Raw genomic sequence first — 19,163 nt, 5'->3', positions numbered from 1 at the left:
TGATCTTCTGGAATCCTACGCGGAAAATGGAAGGACCCGTTCGGTGATATAGTCTGCCGCGTAACAGAGCGCGTCCCTTTCACGCGATGGAGAAATAGAACTCAATGAATCTTTGGCTTTTTCACCGAGCTCCCGGGCCTTATTAAGAGAGTACTCCACTCCTCCATAACTCTGAACGAATGAGACTATCTCGCCCCAGTCGCCATCTTCCTTTACCCCCACATGAAAAAGTTCGCTGACGCGTTTCTTCTTGAGGTCCGGAGCGTTCCTGAAGGCAGTAATAAATGGAAGAGTCACTCTGCCGTCCGTGAAATCCGAAGCGACCGGCTTGCCTATCAACTCGTCCACCGCGATATAGTCGAACAGATCGTCGGTGATCTGGAATGCAAGTCCGATATTCTTTCCAAAGCCCGAATAGGACTCTCTTGTTCCATTGCCGTTGCCGTCCGTACCGATCACTGCGCCGCACTCGCTGGAGGCGGAGAACAGAGAAGCCGTCTTGCCGTAGATCATATCCATGTAGCGGGCTTCGTCTATGTCTATCTGTCCGGCCTGCTGGAACTGGAGCATCTCTCCGACACTCATTATATTGGTCGCCCTTGCCAGGATCGCCATCAACTCATGCAATCCTGCTTCACTGAGGCTGGTGAACGCTCTGGAGTATAAAAAATCACCCATGATCGTGGCGATGTTGTTTCCCCATTTTGCATATACCGTCTGCTCACCTCGCCGCACGAGATGATTATCTATGATATCGTCATGTATCAATGTTGCGGTATGGATCAATTCGACAGCCATCCCGGCCGTCAGCGCTGCCGATTTCTCTCCTCCGGTACTTCGCGATGCCAGAAAGAGGATATTTGGACGCAGCCGCTTCCCGGGGGTCTTGTTGATATGTCTACATATGTCGTCGATCAGGGGGATATCGGAATGCAGCGTATCCCGAAGCCGGTCTTCCAGGATGTCGAGTTCACTCCTCACCGGATCCTGAAAACTATTACATCTATCATTGTCGGTCGGCTCCATCGGGTCGCACAATTCCTTTCTTTACATATAAGTCACAGGGGAAATTAGCACTTTCCAGGGGCCGATGTCAAGGCGCCCCGTCATCCTCGTCCTCTTCATCACTTTTTCCAAGCCTGCGTTTCTCGATCATGAGCGACAGAGTGGCGCTCACCAGGAAAAGAAGGACGAGCGGCAGGGCCATCAGCAGCTGTGACGCGGGATCCGGGGGTGTCAGGACAGCACCCGTCACGAAAATCAGGAGGATCACCCATCTCCACTGCCGAAGCAGCGCTCTCGGAGATATTACTCCGAGAGAAGTCAGGGATATGATCACGAGGGGCAGTTGAAAGACTATACCAAAAGCGAAACAGAGCCGTGCGACGAATTCGAAATATCTATCGACCGAGATCAATGGAGAAAGCATCTCGGTACCGAACTGGATAAGGAATTCCAGTACGACCGGGATCATTATCCAGTAAGCGAAAGCCGCTCCCGTGTAAAACAGCACGCTGGCCGGCAGGATCAGAGGAATAATGACCTTCTTCTCACTCTTGAACAGGCCAGGAGAGATAAAGGACCATACTCTGAACAGAACAAATGGAAATGAGACGAGAAAACCACTTATGAAACTTAGTTTCAGCCGTACCATGAAGGCTTCTACAGGGGCGTGGAAATAAAGGCTCTCGACAGGGATCCCGGCCAGGAGAAAGTCCAGTACATACCCGGAGAAGAACCACAGGACGATCGAGGTCCCGAGCCATGTGGCCAGCACCCATATCAACATGGACCTGAGATCCTCGAGATGGCCGAGAAAACCCATCTCTTTCAATGATTCTTCCTCTAATGGCTCTTTTGCCAAAGGTTCTTCCGATTCGGGCAAATGATTCACCGCCCTATTTCTGCAGCTTGATCTCGCTGCTTCTTATCTGCACGATATCAGTGGAGGTCTCCTTGCCGCTGAATTCGTCCTGGCTGATCAGCTTGCCCTTCATCTCCGAAGAACTCTTGAACTCGACTATGTATCCGCCTTCAATAGCTACCTTGACTTCACCCTCGCTTTTCGACTCTCCATCCAGGACACCCTGCTCAGATTCGTTATGGATAGAAATCTTTGCCTTGAATTTGATCACGGCTACTTCGATACCCTTTTTCTTCTCAAACTTCTTCAGTTCCAGGTCAAAAGCACCTTTGAATTCAGTCCCGGATTCTTCCTCTTCATCCTTCTTTTCGTCCTCACGGGGCACAATGACAGTCCATTTTGAACCTTTTTTCACAGGGGCCTCGGGTAGCTCAAAAAACCATTTATTCACATAATCCTTGAGGGCCTTGCCACCCTTTATTCCCAATATGAATCCGGCAGCTTCGTCGGGCCTTCCATCTGCCCCGACTACAACCTTGACCGCGCGACCTTCGGGCTTGACCGGGCTATCAAAATCCATCGCCGCCGCGCCACCCATCGATCTTCTGTCCGAGCAGGCGATATAATTTACTTCCACTCTTTGTTTTTCGCCTTCCAGGGTCTCCAACCAGGACATTTCGACTTCATCGGAGTGCATATTGTTTAAAACGATGCCTTTCCAGTTCATCTCCATCATGGACGAGCCCTTGTATTTCAGTACTGTCCCCTCTTCGAGGGAAAACCTGATTGTGACTTCCTTGTTATCGTCCGCCGAAACAGAGCCGCACATCAATAAGATGCTCATGAACAGAACGGCAGAAATCAGGTTGCGATAAATACAGGATCTAGATGTCATCGGCTTCCTCCTTATATTCCTTTGTTTATTCTTTCGTCTCAAGAAGACCTTTGAGCTCCGCGAGAAACTGATTGATATCCTTGAAATCACGGTAGACTGAGGCGAATCGGACGTATGCTACCTGGTCTATCCCGGCCAGCCTCGTCATCACTTCATTACCGAGTTCCTGGGTGGGGATCTCGTCGCGGACTCTGCCAGTGACCGCCTTTTCGACTTCGTCGACCAGGTTCTCCAGTGTCTCGGCCGGGACCGACCGCTTCTCGCATGCCCTGAGAAGTCCGTTCATGATCTTGTCACGCGAGTAATGCTCGCGCCGACCGTCTTTCTTGACGACCATCACGGGCCGGTGTTCTACATATTCGTAGGTTGTAAAGCGGTTGCCGCAGGCGATGCATTCCCTGCGCCTTCTGATGGCGGAGTTCTCTTTGGTCGACCTGCTGTCGACTACCTTGTCCTCTTCATGACCACAGGCGGGACAACGCATGATGCCCCCTTTTCATTTTTCCGGGGTTATCCTTCCCCGGGTTCGAGCGAGATGTAAACGGTTTCAATCCCCGATTCACGTATAAGGTCCTTGCCGAGCTGGTCGGGATATTCCGCGCCCAGAACAAGTCTCCTGATCCCCGCGTTGATTATCATCTTGGTACATGTCGAACATGGGGAATTGGTACAGTACATGGTGGCTCCATCCATAGAGGAACCGCTGCCGGCCGCCTGGATAAGGGCATTCTGCTCGGCATGGGCGCCCCGGCAGAGTTCGTGCCTCTCTCCGGAAGGTATACCCAGCTCGTCTCTAAGACACCCCAGTTCCAGACAATGCGCCAATCCCTTCGGCGCACCATTGTAGCCCGTCGACAGGATCTTTTTGTCCTTCACGATCACCGCGCCCACCCTTCGCCTGAGACAGGTCGAGCGTTCGGCGACAAGATGAGTGATCTTCATGAAATACTCATCCCAGGTGGGTCTCTTTATTGTCTTTCTTCCCATTATTTTTTCATCCATTATCGAATCTCCTCACCCACACTCACACAGGTCCCCCCTATTCATACAGAGGAAAACGCGAAGCCAGTTCAGCTGTCCCCGCCTTTACCTCTTCGATCGTCTTTTCGATAGCATTTTCGTCGCCCATGTTATCGAGGACCTTCGCCATAAGCTCGCCGACCACGGCCATTTCAGCCTCTTTCATCCCGCGGGTGGTAAGAGCAGGAGTCCCGACCCTGATGCCCGAAGTGACGAACGGCGACTGCTGGTCGAAAGGTACCGTATTCTTGTTCACTGTGATACCGGCCTTGTGCAGGGTCTTGGCCGCTTCCTTGCCGGTAAGTCCCTTATTCGTAAAGTCGACAAGGAAGAGGTGGTTGTCCGTCCCACCGCTTACGATATCGAATCCCTTTTCTATCATGACGTCGGCAAGCTTGCTTGCATTCGCGACGACTTGCTTCTGATACTCTTTGAACTCATTGCTCATGGCCTCTTTGAAACAGACCGCCTTGGCGGCGATGCAGTGCATGAAGGGTCCGCCCTGGGTCCCTGGAAAATTGAACTTGTCGACCGCTTTCGCGTACTTCTCGGGACAGAGGATGAGTCCGCCTCTAGGCCCGCGAAGGGTCTTGTGTGTTGTAGAAGTAACGATATCGGCGTAGGGTATGGGGCTCGGATGCACTCCGGCCGCGATCAATCCGGCGATGTGAGCGATATCGGCCATCATGAAGGCTCCTACCTTGTCACAGATAGCGCGAAGCCTCTCCCAGTCCCAAAACCGGGGATAGGCGCTGGCTCCAGCCACGAGCATCTTCGGCCTGCTCTCGACTGCCAACTTCTCCATCGTATCGTAATTGAGCATCTTCGTCTCGGGATCGACCTCGTAGTGGACCACCTTGTAGAAAAGGCCGGAGAAATTTACCGGATGTCCGTGGGAAAGGTGTCCGCCGTGAGAAAGGCTGAGTCCCATTATCGTATCGCCAGGTTCGATGAACGACATGTAGGCTGAGATATTTGCCTGGGTGCCGGAATGCGGCTGGACGTTTGCGTATTCGGCTCCGAAAAGCTCCTTTGCGCGTTCCCTCGCGAGGTCCTCGGCCTTGTCGACGAACTTGCATCCGCGATAGTAGCGTCTGCGTGGATACCCTTCTGCATATTTGTTCTGCATGGGATTGCTCAGTGCGGCAAGAACGGCCCTGCTCGTGAAGTTCTCACTCGCTATAAGTTCGAGTGTGGTCTGCTGCCTGTGCAGTTCCGATCTCATCGTCTCCATGATCTCGGGGTCGGTCCCCTCGAGATACTTGAACAGGTTCTCGTCGTATAACATCGTTTTCCCTCTTGTCGATTGAGTTTTCAGGTCTATTGTCAGCGATTCTCGTACCCGGTTATCTTGTCCACCCGCAACTGGTGACGGCCCCCGTCGAAAGGCGTCGCCAGCCAAGTACGGACCAGTTCCTCGACATCCGGATCGTCCTGGCTTTCTTCTGAAAGCGCCAGCACGTTCGAATCGTTATGTCTTCTGGTCATACGAGCCTGATCCATAGTGCGGCACAGTGCAGCTCTTGCGCCATTCACCTTGTTCGCCGCTATCGAGATGCCTATACCGCTACCACATATGACGATACCCCGTTCGACATCCCCACTGGCGGTCATTTCCGCGACAGAGATACCGAAATCGGGGTAATCGACCGATTCGGTGCTGCCTGTGCCCAGGTCGACGACCTCATGGCCCTCGCCGGCGAGCATTTTTTTCAGACGTTCCTTAAGGAGGTATCCACGGTGATCCGATCCTACGGCTACCTTCAACAAACCCTCCCTTGACTGATCCATGTCAGACCCTGAACAAAGCCTGGGTCCTCTATACGAAGTCCAGCCAGTCCATGTGCTCTTCGACTTCGGCATTCAGGAGCTTGAAGAAGACTTCCTGAAGTTTTGCCGTGATAGGACCACGCTTGCCCTCGCCTACCTTTATCTTGTCGATACTGCGTATCGGTGATATCTCCGCTGCCGTGCCGGTGAAGAATACCTCGTCGGCGATGTAGAGCATCTCTCTCGGAACGAGCTGCTCGCTGACCTTGTATCCCATCTCCACGGCCAGTTCCATGACAGTGTTACGGGTGATACCGGGAAGAACGCTTGCGCCCAGGGGCGGGGTGATGATCACGTCGTCGACGATCAGGAAAATATTCTCGCCGCTGCCTTCGCTGACGTAGCCATTGGTATCGAGAGCTATACCCTCGGTATATCCGTTTGTGATGGCTTCCATCTTGATCAACTGCGAGTTCATGTAGTTAGCGCCGGACTTTGCCAGTGCGGGAAGTGTGTTCGGAGCGATCCTGTCCCAGGTGGAGACACAGACATCCACACCCTCCTCCAGAGCTTCCGCGCCAAGATAATTTCCCCATTCCCAGACCACAATAAACATGTTGATCGGGTTCGGGAAAGGGTTGACTCCGAGAGAATCATATCCGCGATAGACGACGGGCCTCACATAACATGCCTCCATCTTGTTGACCCTGACTGTCTCGAGACAGGCTTCCATGAAATCCTTCTGGGGCATCTCTGGTTCCATACGATACATCTTTGACGAATTATAGAGACGCTTGATATGAGGCTCGAGCCGGAAGATCGCCGGACCTTTTTTGGTGTTGTAACATCGGATTCCCTCGAACAGGCATGTGCCATAATGGACTACGTGGGAACAAACATGGATATTAGCATCGTCCCAATCTACGAACTTTCCGTCCATCCAGATCTTTTCCGATTTCTTCAGCGCCATTGCAGACTCCCTTTCGGCTTATAAAAAATATTCACCCGGGATCATCGGCAGGTGAGGACAGGGTCGTTCCCACCGGGACCGACAATCCCTGATATTATAGTAATATGGGAGCATATCCGGCAACCAGTATTTTCATTTTGTGCCGAAAATTGCAGAATATCGGAAAAATTCAAGTGTGCATCGGGTAACAAATTGATTTGCAATAGATTACGATAGTAGATTACAAGCCATGTGATCCAGCGTCGATAAATACACGGTTATCAAGCTTCCAGATCGAACCGGGAGGAGATCTCTCTTATGAGGAGCAATATCAATTTCTCAAGTTCGTCCCTCGTCTGCCTGTAGACCTCTATTCCCTGACCGACCGGGTCTGAAATATCGGGGTCGGCCCTGTCCGGGTCGAGAGTTCCTATGATAAGGACCTTGTCGGCAACATCTGGAGCTATGTCCAGAACAGTGGATGCGTGGCTGCCGGCCATCGTAACAATCAGGTCGGAGTTCTCGATGATCTCACTCGTCAGGAGAGTGGAACGATGAGTGCTGATATCGATCCCCTTCTCCCGAAGAGCCTCAACTCCCTCGATAGCCGCAGGCGACTCTCCATAAGCAATCACTCCGGCAGAAGAGACCTCGACCATGCCCTTCCAACTCTCGGGCATCATCTCCCGAAGCAGACCCTCGGCCATCGGACTACGGCAGGTGTTGCCAGTGCAGAGGAAGGTTATTTTGAGTTTGTTCATGTTATTCATATGACTTTCCCGGCCACCACTTTCCTTTTACCATCATGCTACCGGAATTGATGTCAAGCGGATTTCCCTTGTCGATTCATTGTGAGGTTATCATGGACCAGACTTGCGCCCCCCATCCATATAACCTGAAATAGACAAGGACAGGATATTTCAGACCGAGGCCCTGTGTCAATCGCGATTTCTGATTGTGTTTCTGATAGTATTAGTATTATTAGGGTTTTACGGACCCTCGGGGCACCAAGCAATCTCCGACCCAACTGACAACACCGTTACCGCCACCGGTGGTGATAAGAAACCTTACAGTTTGTTCGTGTTAAGTACACGTGACAATAATTTAACGAAATAGCACAGCCTTGACCATTCCTCCACAAAGCCCAAACGCATTGACTGAGAAAGAGTCCGGGATTATAATCAGCCCCCATCAGACGAGCCATGTATAGTACTTAAATGAAGTGGAATAGATTCCTGTAATGCGATAACTCCCCGACCCAGGCCAGATACAATATGAGAAAAATACACCTTTTGCTGATCCTGCTCGCGTTATCCAGTCCCGCCTTAGCGGATCAGTCATTTGTGCTTAAAACTGCCAGGACTATAACTCCACCTGTAATTGATGGGATCATTGATGAAAAAGTCTGGGAGAATGCTCCCGTCGCCCGGGATTTTATACAGTACGAACCGAAACATGGACAACCATCGGGAAATATTACTCGTGCGATGGTGGTGTACGATTCGGAACATCTCTATGTCGCATTCTATCTCAGTGATACGGAGCCTCCTACCGCACAGTTGACGAGGCGGGATGCTGACCTTTTCAACGATGACGCGGTGATCCTAGTGCTCGATACATATAATGACCGGCGAACGGCTTACTATTTCATGACCAATGCCCTCGGCACTCAAACGGACGGACGGATCGGCGACGATGGCAGAACGCTGGACAACACATGGGATGCGCCTTGGCGATCCGCGGCGCACCGCACGGAGACAGGCTGGATGGTTGAGATCGCTATCCCCTTCACTTCACTGAAATACAATGCTGGGGAATCTGTGACCTGGGGAATTAATTTCGGCAGGTCCGAGCGCCGGGATCTGGAAGTCAGTTTCTGGTCAGGTCCGCTGGACAATCGCTTTCGTATTTCACAGGCAGGCACCCTCGTCGAGCTGAACATACCTCCACCCACCCGGCGGCATCAGATCATCCCATACGGCCTTTCCCGATTTGAGGAGAAACAGAAGGGTGAACTGGATGCGGGCATTGACATCCGTTACGCCCTCACGCCGAAAACAGCAGCATATCTGACCGTCAATCCGGATTTCGCGACCATCGAGGCTGATCAGGAGCAGATAAACCTGTCTCGATTCGAACTGTTCCTGCCAGAGAAACGCCAGTTTTTTATAGAAGGTAATGAGCTTTTCAGGCAACGTATCCGCACATTTTACTCGCGGCGCATTCCCGATATAAGGGTCGGAGGAAAGATTCTGGGGAAACAGGGACCATGGACCTTCGCGGCGCTTTCCGCCATTTCCGATCCTCTGGATGACCAGGATGAAGCAACATACTCTGTAGCACGGGTCCAGAGAGACATCCTGGGTTCGTCCAATGTTTCATTTATGGCTGCTGATCGAGCACTCAATGGCAACAATCAAGGCTCGGCAAGCGCCGACGCAACGCTGTTTTTTACCAGGACCCTGGGAATGACTACACAACTAGTCAAAAGCTACGGCCAGGGTGATGGTGATACCTGGGCATATTTCATTCGCCCCTCATATGATTCGCCGACAGGTCATTTTCATGTTCGATATACTCATATCGGAGATCAGGTGGCAGAGAACATCAATGCTATCGGTTACATGCGTGACGACAACCGGCGCGAGATCGACAGTGCCATAGAGAAAGTCCGTTTCAGTGACGGCACACTGGAACGCACACAATACTCATCCAATTACAATATATACTGGGGGCAGGATGGAACCCTCCGAAGCTGGCAGATCGATCAATCCATCGAGATCGACCTGCATAATCGCTTTGGTTTCGAAGTCGAGTATACCGAGGAATTCAAGAAATTCGAAAAGGACTTTCGAAACAGGCAGGCAGGAATCACGGCAGGATATAACACCCGGGAGTTCCAGTCGGCAGAGGTCGGCTACGAGTTTGGCAGGAACTTCGACTCAGATTTCCATCTCTGGAATGTTGAGACGGGATACAAAGTCACATCCAGTCTCTCGCTCAAGTATGAGTTTCAGCGGTTGATCCTGGACCCGGACCCTGAGTCAGAAAGCACCTGGATAAACGTTTTGAAAGCAAATCAGTTTTTCACAAAAGACCTGTTTTTGCGCGTATTTTTTCAGACTAATTCGTCTATCGATCGCACAAACCTTCAGGCTGTTTTCGTCTATCGATATCAGCCACCTTTTGGATCGATTCAACTGGCATTTCAAAGAGGCACCGCAGGATTCGGCCAACGCTCGGAGCAGGGAAACACGATTTTCCTGAAATTCACGCATGTGTTCTAGATGTCATTTGAATCAGCAAGATTAGCCTTCTCAAAATCAAGCAGCCATTTTTTTCTGTGCAGTCCTCCCCCGTAGCCGGTCAGGCTTCCATCGGAGCCGATGACCCGATGGCATGGGATTATTATACCGACTCTATTATACCCGTTAGCCGACGCTACAGCCCTGACTGCTTTCGGGTTTCCGATAGCGATGGCCTGTTGCTTGTATGAGCGTGTCTCTCCGTAAGGGATCTCCTGAAGGATCTTCCATACAGAATTCTGAAAATCAGTTCCCGGAGTATGCAGTGGAACTGAAAATGACTTTCTCGTTCCATCGAAGTATTCCTGCATCTCTGACTGGACATGATCCAGATGCCGGTTTCCTCCTGGAAGGATCACCGCGTTCAGTCGTTTACGCAGATCCTTGAACTCGGTTTCCAGCATTCTGCGATCGGTAAAGTCCAGCAGGCAGATTCCCTCGCCGCTGGCGCACGCAAACATGGGTCCTATCGGAGTTGTGAAACGAACGATATTCAGGACAGATTTTTCACCGGCATTCGTAGGAGACGCTCCAAAAATGGAGCTGTAACTTTCATTGAATCCACTGAGCGATTCATAGCCACTGTCAAAGGCCGAGTTTGTAATAGTCTCACCCCTGTTGATACTGTTAAAAGCTGAGTTGATGCGCAGCATCCTCTGATATGTATGAAAAGTCAGATTATGATGTTTTTTGAACCATCTTCGTATCTGGCTCGGCTCGACACCTCGTTCTCTCAGATCCTCATCCCGGATCCTCAGGTATGGGTCTTGGTGAAGTTCTTTTATAATATCTTTGATATATCCCGGCGTCACATCGAGCTTTTCCATCGGCCGGCAGACCTTGCAGGGCCGGAATCCATTCTGGAGAGCTTCCTGAGCGGTATCGAAGAATATCACGTTCTCAGATTTTGGTTTTCTTGCTCTGCATGAAGGTCGGCAGAATATCCCTGTCGTTTTGACGGCTGTTATAAACACACCCTCATAGAAAGTGTCTTTATTGCCGATCGCGTCATATTTTTGCTGAAATGTCAGTTTCTTCATATGGGCAATCTAACATCGCCGTTATTGGCCTGCTACCGGAAAATTGACAAGTATATTTAAAACAGTTCCCTCAGTCGAACAAAGAATTCATTTCGGATCTGTTCCACCCGCATCGCCTCTCTGTAATCGAGCATGACCTCATCTTTATGCTTTGCCCTGTCCGGTTCCACCTGCAACGCGTAGGAATTGACCTGTCTTTCCCAGAACCACCCCGCGCTGCAGAATTGTATGTTATCCGGATCGATCTTTGTGATCCTTTCAAGAGAGGTAATCAAGCTTCTTCCTGAAGCACTGTTCTCAATACAAAAGGCGATGTAGGCGATCCTGTACTCTACCTGATCGATTTCCACAGTATGAGGCAAAGGTTCAAAATTATGAGTATCATTCTGACTGTTGTAGACAAAATGTCCATAGCAGCATTGCAGAGTAAAACAACAGTTTACGCTGTTAATATCATTAATCAGTCCCCTGATGGGAATGTCGATCATGCTCTCATCGAGAGCCGCCAGGCTTTCCTGTCTCTGCTCAGGATAGCGGGGATTATTGACGAGTTCTTTAGGTTCGGTGAAAGTTTCCAACTCTGCCGTCCGGGTCAGGTTGATATTTTCATTTTTTTTACAAACTGCAGGAATTCCACGGGGACTCCATCACACAGGACAAACGCCACCAGTACCCCATCCGAGGGGCTATTCGGTTTGATCAGAATCTCTTGTCCTGTCAAAGCCACGGCGAGATCATCCACTTCAAATGCTACGTGAGGAACGGTCTTTACGATTTCAGGGAACGGACAATCAGGCTCGAAACGCATCCACTGGATCCCGAAAGGATTACTCTCATGATCGGTACAGTACATCTTGAATCGCTCGAGGTACACTTCGTCCGGCTTGTGGTCGCCTGTCGGAATTCCCAGATGATGATACTTCATCACTCAGCACCTCTAATGTCTTTTGCACATCTGAACCCGACAGCGAAATCACACCAGTTACCCGGCAAGCCCTTTCGAAAATATACTTTTTTGCACATCGGCCCGGAATGCCAGCTCCCACTTCTTATCACACGAAAACTTCCATCCTCTGGCCCGGCAGGATTATCCGAAGGGCTGATTTTATAATAATCTCCTGAATACCTGTCAGAGACCCACTCCCAGACATTCCCCCCCATATCGTAAAGTCCATATCCATTTGGTTCATACTTTCCCACTGGTTCGACCAGGTTTTTCCAGCCTGTAGCATCCTGCCTGGCTCTCTCTTTTGTCCACTCATCGCCATTCGGATAATCCTTGTCGATCAAGCCGCCCCGCGCCGCATATTCCCATTCTGCTTCTGTCGGCAATCTCTTTCCCGCCCATTCCGCATACTTTTTTGCACTCCCCCAGCTTATCCCGATGACAGGGTAGTCTGAATAATCTTCCCCACTTCTGAAAAGATCTGTATTCCAGAATTCAGGAAGATTATGACCAGTCGATTCGCAAAAGAGAAGATACTCTCCATTTGTGACTTCGTGTTTATCCATGAAAAAAGGATCGACTATCACTTTGTGTGCAGGGCTGAAATCGTATCCTCTTTCAGAATCTTTCCCCATTATGAATTCTCCTGATGGGATAAGGACCATCGAAGAATCACCCTTTACTATATCTTGTCCAGCCACTGGCAGGGCAAACATCAAGACAATCAGAATGAAAAAATTTCGTTTAATTATCATTTTATTGCCTGCTTTCATCTTCAAGTGGCGGATACTATTTCAACAGTATCATCTTTTTCGTAGATGTCTCCTTGCCCACTGTCAATCGGTAGAAATACACACCAGAAGCTACAGCTCGCCCTCTGCTGTCCCTGCCGTCCCACTCGATCTGATGACTGCCTGCCTCCATCTGTTTATCAACGAGCTTCATCACAAGACGCCCCGCGGGGTCGTAGATATTGATCCCTACGTGCTGAGAACCCGGCACGGAAAACCTGATTGTCGTTCGAGGATTGAAAGGATTGGGGACGTTCTGGCCAAGCGCCAGTGGCGGAGCGATACTATGGGCGGTCACCTCGAGTGAACGGATCTCACGACCATCCGTCGTCAAAACCGCTACCATGTAACGATACTCCATCCCCGGCTCGATCGTCCTGTCTTCGAATGTTCTCGTGCACGGAGAAAGCGGGATGTCTGTTATGCAACAGAACTCTCCCTGCATCGGAGCACGATACAGTCGAAATCCGCTTAACGCCTCATCAGCCTGAACTTCCCAGTGGACCGTTATTGCCCCTTCTTCGGAGTCAGCGGCGATACTGCTGAATGCGACCGCAATAAGTTCCGCGCGATTCAATCCAAGACTGTGATGGTATCCTGCTGTGACATATGCAAAACCTTCGCTCAGAGCCGGCATGTCGCACTGGCCATAAGCATTCATTCCCCAGGCCACGATCGTCGCGTCGGCTTTTAGACCCAGGCTATGGTGCGCGCCACATACGACCGTGACGAAACCCTCGTTCGGCGCTGGGACATTGCACTGGCCAGAGGTGTTACTCCCCCAGGCCACGATCGTCCCATCAGTCTTCAGGCCAAGGCTGTGAGAATATCCCCCGGCTACCGCTATGAAACTTTCGTTCGGTGCAGGAACGACGCACTGGCCATAGTTGTTGTTCCCCCAGGCCATGATCGTCCCATCGGCCTTCAGGCCAAGACTGTGAGACGCGCCCCCGCTGATAGCTAAAAAGTCTACGTTCGGCGCTGGAATATTGCACTGACCAGAACCATTGTCCCCCCATGCCACGATCGTCCCTCCTGGCCTGAGACCAAGGCTGTGCCTTCCCCCAGCATCGATTACTATAAAGCTGTCATTCGGCTCGGGAACGTTGCACTGGCCGAAATCGTTGTACCCCCATGCTACGACGGTCCCATCCGACTTGAGCCCCAAGCTGTGATTACCCAGTGAGGTGACATCAACAAAGTCAGAGTTCGGCAGGGGAACATCGCACTGGTGATATTGATGGTTCTGTCCCCAGGCAACTACTATCCCATCGGCCTTAAGGCCCAGGGTGTGATACTGGCCACCGGCGACATCCACAAAGCCCTCGTTTGAAACGGGAACGTTGCACTGGCCAGAAGTGTTTGATCCCCAGATCACGACGCCTCCATTGGCCAGCAGACCCATACTGTGTCCCTCACCACCGGCGATCGAAGCAAAATTCTCATTCGGCACCGGGATGTTACACTGATCGGAGTCGTTCCGTCCCCAGGCCACTACCGTCCCGTCGGACTTGAGGCCAAGACTGTGATCCCCACCTGAGGCTATTTCGATGAAATCTGTGTTTGGCTCCGGGATGTTACACTGTCCATAGCCGTTCTGTCCCCAGGCAACGATCGTCCCGTCTGACTTGAGACCCAGACTGTGTTCACCACCAGCGGCAATTGCCACAAAATCCTCGTTCGGTGCTGGAACGTTGCACTGGACATCCAGGTTCCGTCCCCAGGCGACGATCGTCCCATCGGTCTTCAGACCCAGGCAATGTTCTCCACCCCCCGCGATCGCAACGAAATCCTCGTTCGGCACAGGAACATCGCGCTGGCTGTAGCTATTATTACCCCATACGACAATCGTACTGTCGGATCCGAGGCCCATACTGTGTCCCTCTCCCGCGGCGATCGCAACAAAACCCTCGTTCGGCGCGGGGATATTGCACTGGCCGTAATAGTTCCATCCACAGGCCCCTATCGTCCCGTCTGATCTGAGCCCAAGGGAGTGGGCCCACCCACCTGATATCGCAATAAAGTCCTCGTTTGGAGCAGGAGTGTTGCACTGGACAGATATGTTAGCCCCCCACGCGACGATAGACCCATCGGAACTGAGCGCCAGACTGTGTTCCCCTCCCCCGGCAATCGCCACGAGACTGTCGAGAGATGCTGGCTCCACAACGACATAGGTGCCAGATCCGACGATTGATCCATTCGGTTGCCCGTGAACGACACAGGTGCCAAAAAGAAAAATGCACGCACACATAAGCCCAAACACTGATCCACTTCGTTTCAAGATGTAGTCCCCCTTCAGAACACGTTATTTTTTCCAGAAACCCGGCAGGAAAATAACCAGTACGGTGTATAGTTCAAGCCTTCCGAGAAGCATGAATATAGTCAGCAGACCCAGTCCAGCATCGTGTATGGAAGAATAATTCTGCGTCGCTCCGACACTGTTAAGCCCCGGGCCTATGTTACCCAGGCAGGCAATGGTACAGGAAGCGGCACTGACGATGTCAGGTGTAAAGGCGGTCATCATCAATGATCCGACGGCGAAAAGCGCCAGGAATATCAGGAGAAACGCGCAGATATTCGAGACTGACTGATCTTTCATGTTGATGCCGCCGATCCTGATCGTCTTGACCGCGTTGGGGCGCACGTAGAGCAGGATTTCCCTGAAGAGCGCTTTGATTCCCGTAAACACCCTGATGATCTTGACTCCACCTCCGGTCGACCCTGCACACCCACCAACAAACATGAGAATGACGAGCAGCATCCTTGAAGTCTCAGGCCACAAGTCGAAATCCTCTGTGACAAAACCCGTTGTAGTCAAAATCGAGGTGCCCTGGAAGAACGCAGCCCGCAGTGATCTTGGAAAAGACTCATAGGTGCTGCCCCAGACATTAAAGGTAAGCACGAGGCAGGCCGCCAGCCAGAAGAACAGATAAAAGCGGAACTCGGCATCACGAAAGTACTCAAAAGGTCTCCCCATCAGAAGTTTCAGATGGAGGACGAAATTGACACCGGCTATGAACATGAAGGCAGTGATGACAACGTCAAAGTATGCACTGTTGTAAGCACCCACGCTGGCTGTCTGTGTTGAAAACCCACCGGTCGCCATCGTAGCACACGTGTGACACCAGGCATCAAAAAGGGACATGCCTCCCAGCATTAAAAGCACAGTCTCGAGCACGCAGAAGAGAAGATACGCGCCCCAGAGCCACTTTGCAGTCGTGGAAATACGTGGCGTCAGACGATCTTTTGAAGGACCGGGCACTTCGGCCCTGTAGATCTGCATTCCTCCGACCTTCAGAAACGGGAGGATAGCAACGCACAGCACGAGTACGCCCATACCACCGAAAAAGTGGGTCATCGCTCTCCAGAACAATATGCCTCGCGGCAGAGCTTCCAGATTGGTCAGGACCGAGGCCCCGGTAGTCGTGAAACCGGACATCGTCTCGAATACAGCAGGTATGGGATCCACAATCACACCGGAAAGGATGTATGGCAGGGCGCCAAAGATCGAAGCGAAAAGCCATCCGAAAGTCGCTATGCCAAACCCGTCACGCCTTGAAAGTTCTATGCTGCCCCTGCTGATAAACCACATGATCACAGCCGAGACCAGCGAAATTACCGCGGCTTCCAACAGCCCTTTTACTGCGACGGGTTCCCCATAAAACCATGACACGCCGGCGCCCGCAAGCATCGCCAGGGAAATGACCCCGACCAGGTAGGATATCAAATGAGTGACGGCGCGGATATTCACTATATTAACCTGTCAGAAAGCAGAGTTGATTTTTTCGGCGGTCTCCGGCAAACAGTAGATTGCCAGCCGATCTCCCTGATTGAGCATGAAGTCGCCGGTAGGGACAAAAGCCTGTTCACCCCGCTGTACTGCAGCGACAATGGAATTAGGCGGGAGTTTCAGTTCGCTGATAGTGGCCCCCACGCGCCTGCTGCCGGCCTTTATAACCACTTCCTGGATCTCACCGATTATGTGGTGGAATAATCCTACACCCTCTACGATCTCCCCCCGCACATACTGCAGAATGGCCTTGCCCAGAGAGATATTGGGACTGACCACCCGGTCCACCAGTTTAAGGTTGTCGAGAATGGGAACATACTCGGATCTATCGATGCGGGCCATGGTGAAATCCGCACCAAGCTGTTTGGCCTGAATACAACATACGATGTTCATCTCATCATCACCGGTGACCGCCGCGAACGCTGTGTCGGAGCCGATCCCCAGCTCGATCAAGGTAGTGGCTTCCGCTGCATCCGCGTTGATCACAAGACACTTTTTCAAGGTCTGGGAGACGTCCTCCGCCCTCCCACGGTGCCGGTCTATCAGCACCGTTTCCATCGATGTTTCCTCCAGAAGCCCGGCAAGTTGCAATCCCAGTTCTCCTCCCCCTGCGATGACGACCTTCTTGAACGCTTTTCTCCGCCCCCCTCTTATCCAGTCGAGAAATTGATGAGTCTCACCTGCCGGAAGAACGATATAGATCTCGTCTCCAGGTTCAGGGCATGAATCGCCGTCGGGAATTGTCAGTTTACCCTGTTTGACCAGACCGATGAACCGCACTTTGCCGAACCACTTGTCAGCTCTGAACTCTTTTAAAGATTTGCCAATGAGTGGGGTGTTGTCCGGAAGCTTCAGCCCTATGGCGGCTATCTTGCCGTCGAGCAGAGAGGTCACCTCAAGTGTCCCCGGCATGTAGAGGACATCGAATATCTCTTTTGCGCATTCTCCCTTGTGTACCATCGGCCTGTCGACACCCAGTTTTTCGGTATCAACGAGTGACGAATGAAGAAACTTGGTATCCGACAGCCGGGCTATAGTATGACCAGCTCCAGCAGTCTTTGCCCAACAGCAGGCAAGAAAATTGACTTCATCGTTATTTGTCACAGCCGCCAGCAGATCAATATTACCGATGATATCATTTTCCAGTATTGTGGGATCTGCCCCGTGGCCAACGAGTGTCATCACATCATGATGCTGGGCCAGTTCGTCGAGGACCCCGGCATCCTTGTCTATGACCACGACATCGTGTCCCATCTCGCAAAGCTTGCCTACCAGGTTCTTCCCTGCGTTCCCGGCACCGATTATCACAGTTTTCATTACCTGTTTCCTTTTGGATACAGCCAAATCAAGGCACCGATACTTATCTCGTGCCAGAGGGGGCGAGTATGTACTACCACTATATTTTATTCAACTACTTTAGGTTTCTGTGAGTGGGAACAGGAATATATCGGGATTAATTTTCAATATGTAGCTTCAATAAACTACCGAACCATTTAACAGCTTGCATTTCCGGGAATCCCGGACTGTCCGATCATCTTACCGATCTGTATTTTTTAAAGTATTATCCATCTCAAACGGAATGGCGTCCCAATTGACTATTCGTATCATTTCACTATCATTGATATCCCATAATATCTTGTTGATCCTTAATTCATGATATCCATGCCTCAGAGCCCCTAAAGGGATCTTCGTTACGATCCCTTTCTGACTTGTATAAGTGTTATCAATAGAATACCACCTCAGCCCGGTAACAGGAGTATCATCGATAGTCACCTCGTATAGTTCCGGCAATCCGACCCTGGTGCTATCCGATCCGACATTAAACTCCCGAGCAAGTTCGCGGTCGTTTTCCAGTTTTTTAATCGTATATATATCTTCTTTGTAAAAACTGATGAACAGTTCCATCTTGTCATCAGTCACCTGGAATCGATCGATCGTTGCTCTGGGAATCCTTAATTTCTGATTTCTGAGTGCTTCATAATGATCTCTATCTAAATCCACGATATCAGCCGTAGAACTGATTTCTACGCTTTCATCGTTATCAAAATTATATTTGGAGATATCAGAAAAAGATAGCCCTATCACGATCAGAAAATATAACGCAAACATTGCTCCGGTCTTGATTCTACCAATATTTGTGTAATAGATCACAAATGCATTATTGAAGATTGAATTTCCAACCAGCTGTTCAAATCCGGTCTTCTTCAGTTTTTTATTAAAGATGACCATGAGGACGAGCAAAATCGCTACGATCGAGAGAATCACCATAGTGCTGTAATGGATATATGTCATGTCCAGGCCGACGAGGAACAATAGCGTAATCGGAATATATATGATAAAAATGCCGATAATAAATGTGATAGAAGAAAAGATGAAAGAAAAAAGCAGGCTGCATATCTTTTCAATTATTATGACATATTGTTCAGGTTTATAGAAATCAACATCGGTGTCAGCCTTGCGTAATCTTTGTCTGTTAACACCATCTGGATACACATAGCTCAACCCGACAAAGCCTGTCCATATCCCCCTTAATATTAAATGAACGACCAGGATGATCTTCAGCCCGACCAGTGTGTATACTGAAATACCGTATGACAATTTTGTGATCTTGTCATATACACCAAAATCCTGGGTCAGCATTCCATAAAAGTTGTAAATGTGGCTGGAGATGATGAACAGAAAAGTAAGAGTTATCCCTGAAATCAGGATCTCAGGTTCCCAACTCTTGTTCTGAGTCTCGATCAACCAACCTGGAGTCTTCTTTTCATTCATACGATTCCTCACGGACCGGAA

At 50.6% G+C, this 19,163-nt stretch carries 18 protein-coding genes; 1 reads left to right on the top strand and 17 read right to left on the bottom strand.

Annotated elements, in window-relative coordinates:
- Positions 1-15: 15 nt before the first annotated feature.
- The 9 genes from KOO63_05170 to KOO63_05130 all read right to left on the bottom strand — a co-directional run bounded on the left by KOO63_05170 (position 16) and on the right by KOO63_05130 (position 7,268).
- Positions 16-1,026: a polyprenyl synthetase family protein gene (locus tag KOO63_05170; GenBank protein ID MBU8921192.1), complete on the bottom strand. Its 1,011-nt coding sequence runs from the start codon at positions 1,024-1,026 to the stop codon at positions 16-18.
- A gap of 67 nt (positions 1,027-1,093) precedes the next feature.
- Positions 1,094-1,834: a twin-arginine translocase subunit TatC gene (gene tatC / locus KOO63_05165; protein ID MBU8921191.1), complete on the bottom strand. Its 741-nt coding sequence runs from the start codon at positions 1,832-1,834 to the stop codon at positions 1,094-1,096.
- A gap of 64 nt (positions 1,835-1,898) precedes the next feature.
- Entirely contained in the window at positions 1,899-2,759 is an 861-nt protein-coding gene (locus KOO63_05160) for a hypothetical protein (protein MBU8921190.1), read from the bottom strand.
- Between the two features lie 25 nt (positions 2,760-2,784).
- Complete coding sequence (nrdR, locus tag KOO63_05155; GenBank protein MBU8921189.1) at positions 2,785-3,243, bottom strand: transcriptional regulator NrdR; 459 nt, start codon at positions 3,241-3,243, stop codon at positions 2,785-2,787.
- 26 nt (positions 3,244-3,269) lie between these two features.
- Positions 3,270-3,761, bottom strand: coding sequence for a cytidine/deoxycytidylate deaminase family protein (locus KOO63_05150; protein ID MBU8921188.1), 492 nt, complete (start codon positions 3,759-3,761; stop codon positions 3,270-3,272).
- 37 nt (positions 3,762-3,798) lie between these two features.
- Positions 3,799-5,067 carry a serine hydroxymethyltransferase gene (locus KOO63_05145; protein ID MBU8921187.1) on the bottom strand — a complete coding sequence of 423 codons (1,269 nt, stop codon included), beginning with the start codon at positions 5,065-5,067 and terminating at the stop codon, positions 3,799-3,801.
- A 38-nt stretch (positions 5,068-5,105) separates the two neighbouring features.
- Complete coding sequence (gene rpiB / locus KOO63_05140) at positions 5,106-5,546, bottom strand: ribose 5-phosphate isomerase B (protein MBU8921186.1); 441 nt, start codon at positions 5,544-5,546, stop codon at positions 5,106-5,108.
- Between the two features lie 52 nt (positions 5,547-5,598).
- Positions 5,599-6,519 carry a branched-chain amino acid transaminase gene (locus KOO63_05135; GenBank protein ID MBU8921185.1) on the bottom strand — a complete coding sequence of 307 codons (921 nt, stop codon included), beginning with the start codon at positions 6,517-6,519 and terminating at the stop codon, positions 5,599-5,601.
- Between the two features lie 260 nt (positions 6,520-6,779).
- Complete coding sequence (locus KOO63_05130; GenBank protein MBU8921184.1) at positions 6,780-7,268, bottom strand: low molecular weight protein arginine phosphatase; 489 nt, start codon at positions 7,266-7,268, stop codon at positions 6,780-6,782.
- 504 nt (positions 7,269-7,772) lie between these two features.
- On the opposite strand from KOO63_05130, the gene KOO63_05125 reads away from it, so the two are divergent.
- Complete coding sequence (locus tag KOO63_05125) at positions 7,773-9,785, top strand: carbohydrate binding family 9 domain-containing protein (protein ID MBU8921183.1); 2,013 nt, start codon at positions 7,773-7,775, stop codon at positions 9,783-9,785.
- Here the strand turns inward: KOO63_05125 and KOO63_05120 are convergent.
- The 8 genes from KOO63_05120 to KOO63_05085 all read right to left on the bottom strand — a co-directional run bounded on the left by KOO63_05120 (position 9,782) and on the right by KOO63_05085 (position 19,142).
- Positions 9,782-10,843 carry a methylated-DNA--[protein]-cysteine S-methyltransferase gene (locus KOO63_05120; GenBank protein ID MBU8921182.1) on the bottom strand — a complete coding sequence of 354 codons (1,062 nt, stop codon included), beginning with the start codon at positions 10,841-10,843 and terminating at the stop codon, positions 9,782-9,784. The genes KOO63_05125 and KOO63_05120 overlap by 4 nt on opposite strands.
- A 56-nt stretch (positions 10,844-10,899) precedes the next feature.
- A complete protein-coding gene (locus tag KOO63_05115) occupies positions 10,900-11,421 on the bottom strand; it encodes a hypothetical protein (protein MBU8921181.1) in 522 nt (173 codons plus the stop codon).
- A 14-nt stretch (positions 11,422-11,435) separates the two neighbouring features.
- A complete protein-coding gene (locus KOO63_05110) occupies positions 11,436-11,771 on the bottom strand; it encodes a hypothetical protein (GenBank protein ID MBU8921180.1) in 336 nt (111 codons plus the stop codon).
- A complete protein-coding gene (locus KOO63_05105) occupies positions 11,768-12,544 on the bottom strand; it encodes a formylglycine-generating enzyme family protein (GenBank protein MBU8921179.1) in 777 nt (258 codons plus the stop codon). Before KOO63_05105 ends, KOO63_05110 begins: the two co-directional genes overlap by 4 nt.
- A gap of 34 nt (positions 12,545-12,578) precedes the next feature.
- A complete protein-coding gene (locus KOO63_05100; protein MBU8921178.1) occupies positions 12,579-14,861 on the bottom strand; it encodes a T9SS type A sorting domain-containing protein in 2,283 nt (760 codons plus the stop codon).
- Positions 14,862-14,885: 24 nt separating this feature from the next.
- The gene (locus tag KOO63_05095) at positions 14,886-16,331 is read right to left on the bottom strand and encodes a TrkH family potassium uptake protein (protein MBU8921177.1); all 1,446 of its coding nucleotides are present in this window, start codon (positions 16,329-16,331) and stop codon (positions 14,886-14,888) included.
- Positions 16,332-16,343: 12 nt separating this feature from the next.
- Positions 16,344-17,687 carry a Trk system potassium transporter TrkA gene (gene trkA, locus KOO63_05090; protein ID MBU8921176.1) on the bottom strand — a complete coding sequence of 448 codons (1,344 nt, stop codon included), beginning with the start codon at positions 17,685-17,687 and terminating at the stop codon, positions 16,344-16,346.
- Between the two features lie 219 nt (positions 17,688-17,906).
- Positions 17,907-19,142 (bottom strand): hypothetical protein, encoded by a 1,236-nt coding sequence (locus KOO63_05085; protein ID MBU8921175.1) that lies wholly within the window; start codon positions 19,140-19,142, stop codon positions 17,907-17,909.
- Positions 19,143-19,163 lie beyond the last annotated feature (21 nt).

The sequence above is a fragment of the Candidatus Latescibacterota bacterium genome (genome assembly GCA_019038625.1).
In the GTDB taxonomy this organism is placed as follows: Bacteria; Krumholzibacteriota; Krumholzibacteriia; order Krumholzibacteriales; family Krumholzibacteriaceae; genus JAGLYV01.
The sequence above is the reverse complement of the archived record's forward strand: the minus strand, read 5'-3'. Positions and strand labels throughout refer to the sequence as shown.

Excerpts from the sequence above, each read along its gene's own strand:
- KOO63_05170 (MBU8921192.1), bottom strand. The coding sequence starts at position 1,026 with ATGGAGCCGACCGACAATGATAGATGTAATAGTTTTCAGGATCCGGTG.
- KOO63_05160 (MBU8921190.1), bottom strand. The coding sequence starts at position 2,759 with ATGACATCTAGATCCTGTATTTATCGCAACCTGATTTCTGCCGTTCTG.
- nrdR (MBU8921189.1), bottom strand. The coding sequence starts at position 3,243 with ATGCGTTGTCCCGCCTGTGGTCATGAAGAGGACAAGGTAGTCGACAGC.
- KOO63_05150 (MBU8921188.1), bottom strand. The coding sequence starts at position 3,761 with ATGGATGAAAAAATAATGGGAAGAAAGACAATAAAGAGACCCACCTGG.
- KOO63_05145 (MBU8921187.1), bottom strand. The coding sequence starts at position 5,067 with ATGTTATACGACGAGAACCTGTTCAAGTATCTCGAGGGGACCGACCCC.
- KOO63_05135 (MBU8921185.1), bottom strand. The coding sequence starts at position 6,519 with ATGGCGCTGAAGAAATCGGAAAAGATCTGGATGGACGGAAAGTTCGTA.
- KOO63_05130 (MBU8921184.1), bottom strand. The coding sequence starts at position 7,268 with ATGAATAACATGAACAAACTCAAAATAACCTTCCTCTGCACTGGCAAC.
- KOO63_05125 (MBU8921183.1), top strand. The coding sequence starts at position 7,773 with ATGAGAAAAATACACCTTTTGCTGATCCTGCTCGCGTTATCCAGTCCC.
- KOO63_05120 (MBU8921182.1), bottom strand. The coding sequence starts at position 10,843 with ATGAAGAAACTGACATTTCAGCAAAAATATGACGCGATCGGCAATAAA.
- KOO63_05105 (MBU8921179.1), bottom strand. The coding sequence starts at position 12,544 with ATGATAATTAAACGAAATTTTTTCATTCTGATTGTCTTGATGTTTGCC.
- trkA (MBU8921176.1), bottom strand. The coding sequence starts at position 17,687 with ATGAAAACTGTGATAATCGGTGCCGGGAACGCAGGGAAGAACCTGGTA.
- KOO63_05085 (MBU8921175.1), bottom strand. The coding sequence starts at position 19,142 with ATGAATGAAAAGAAGACTCCAGGTTGGTTGATCGAGACTCAGAACAAG.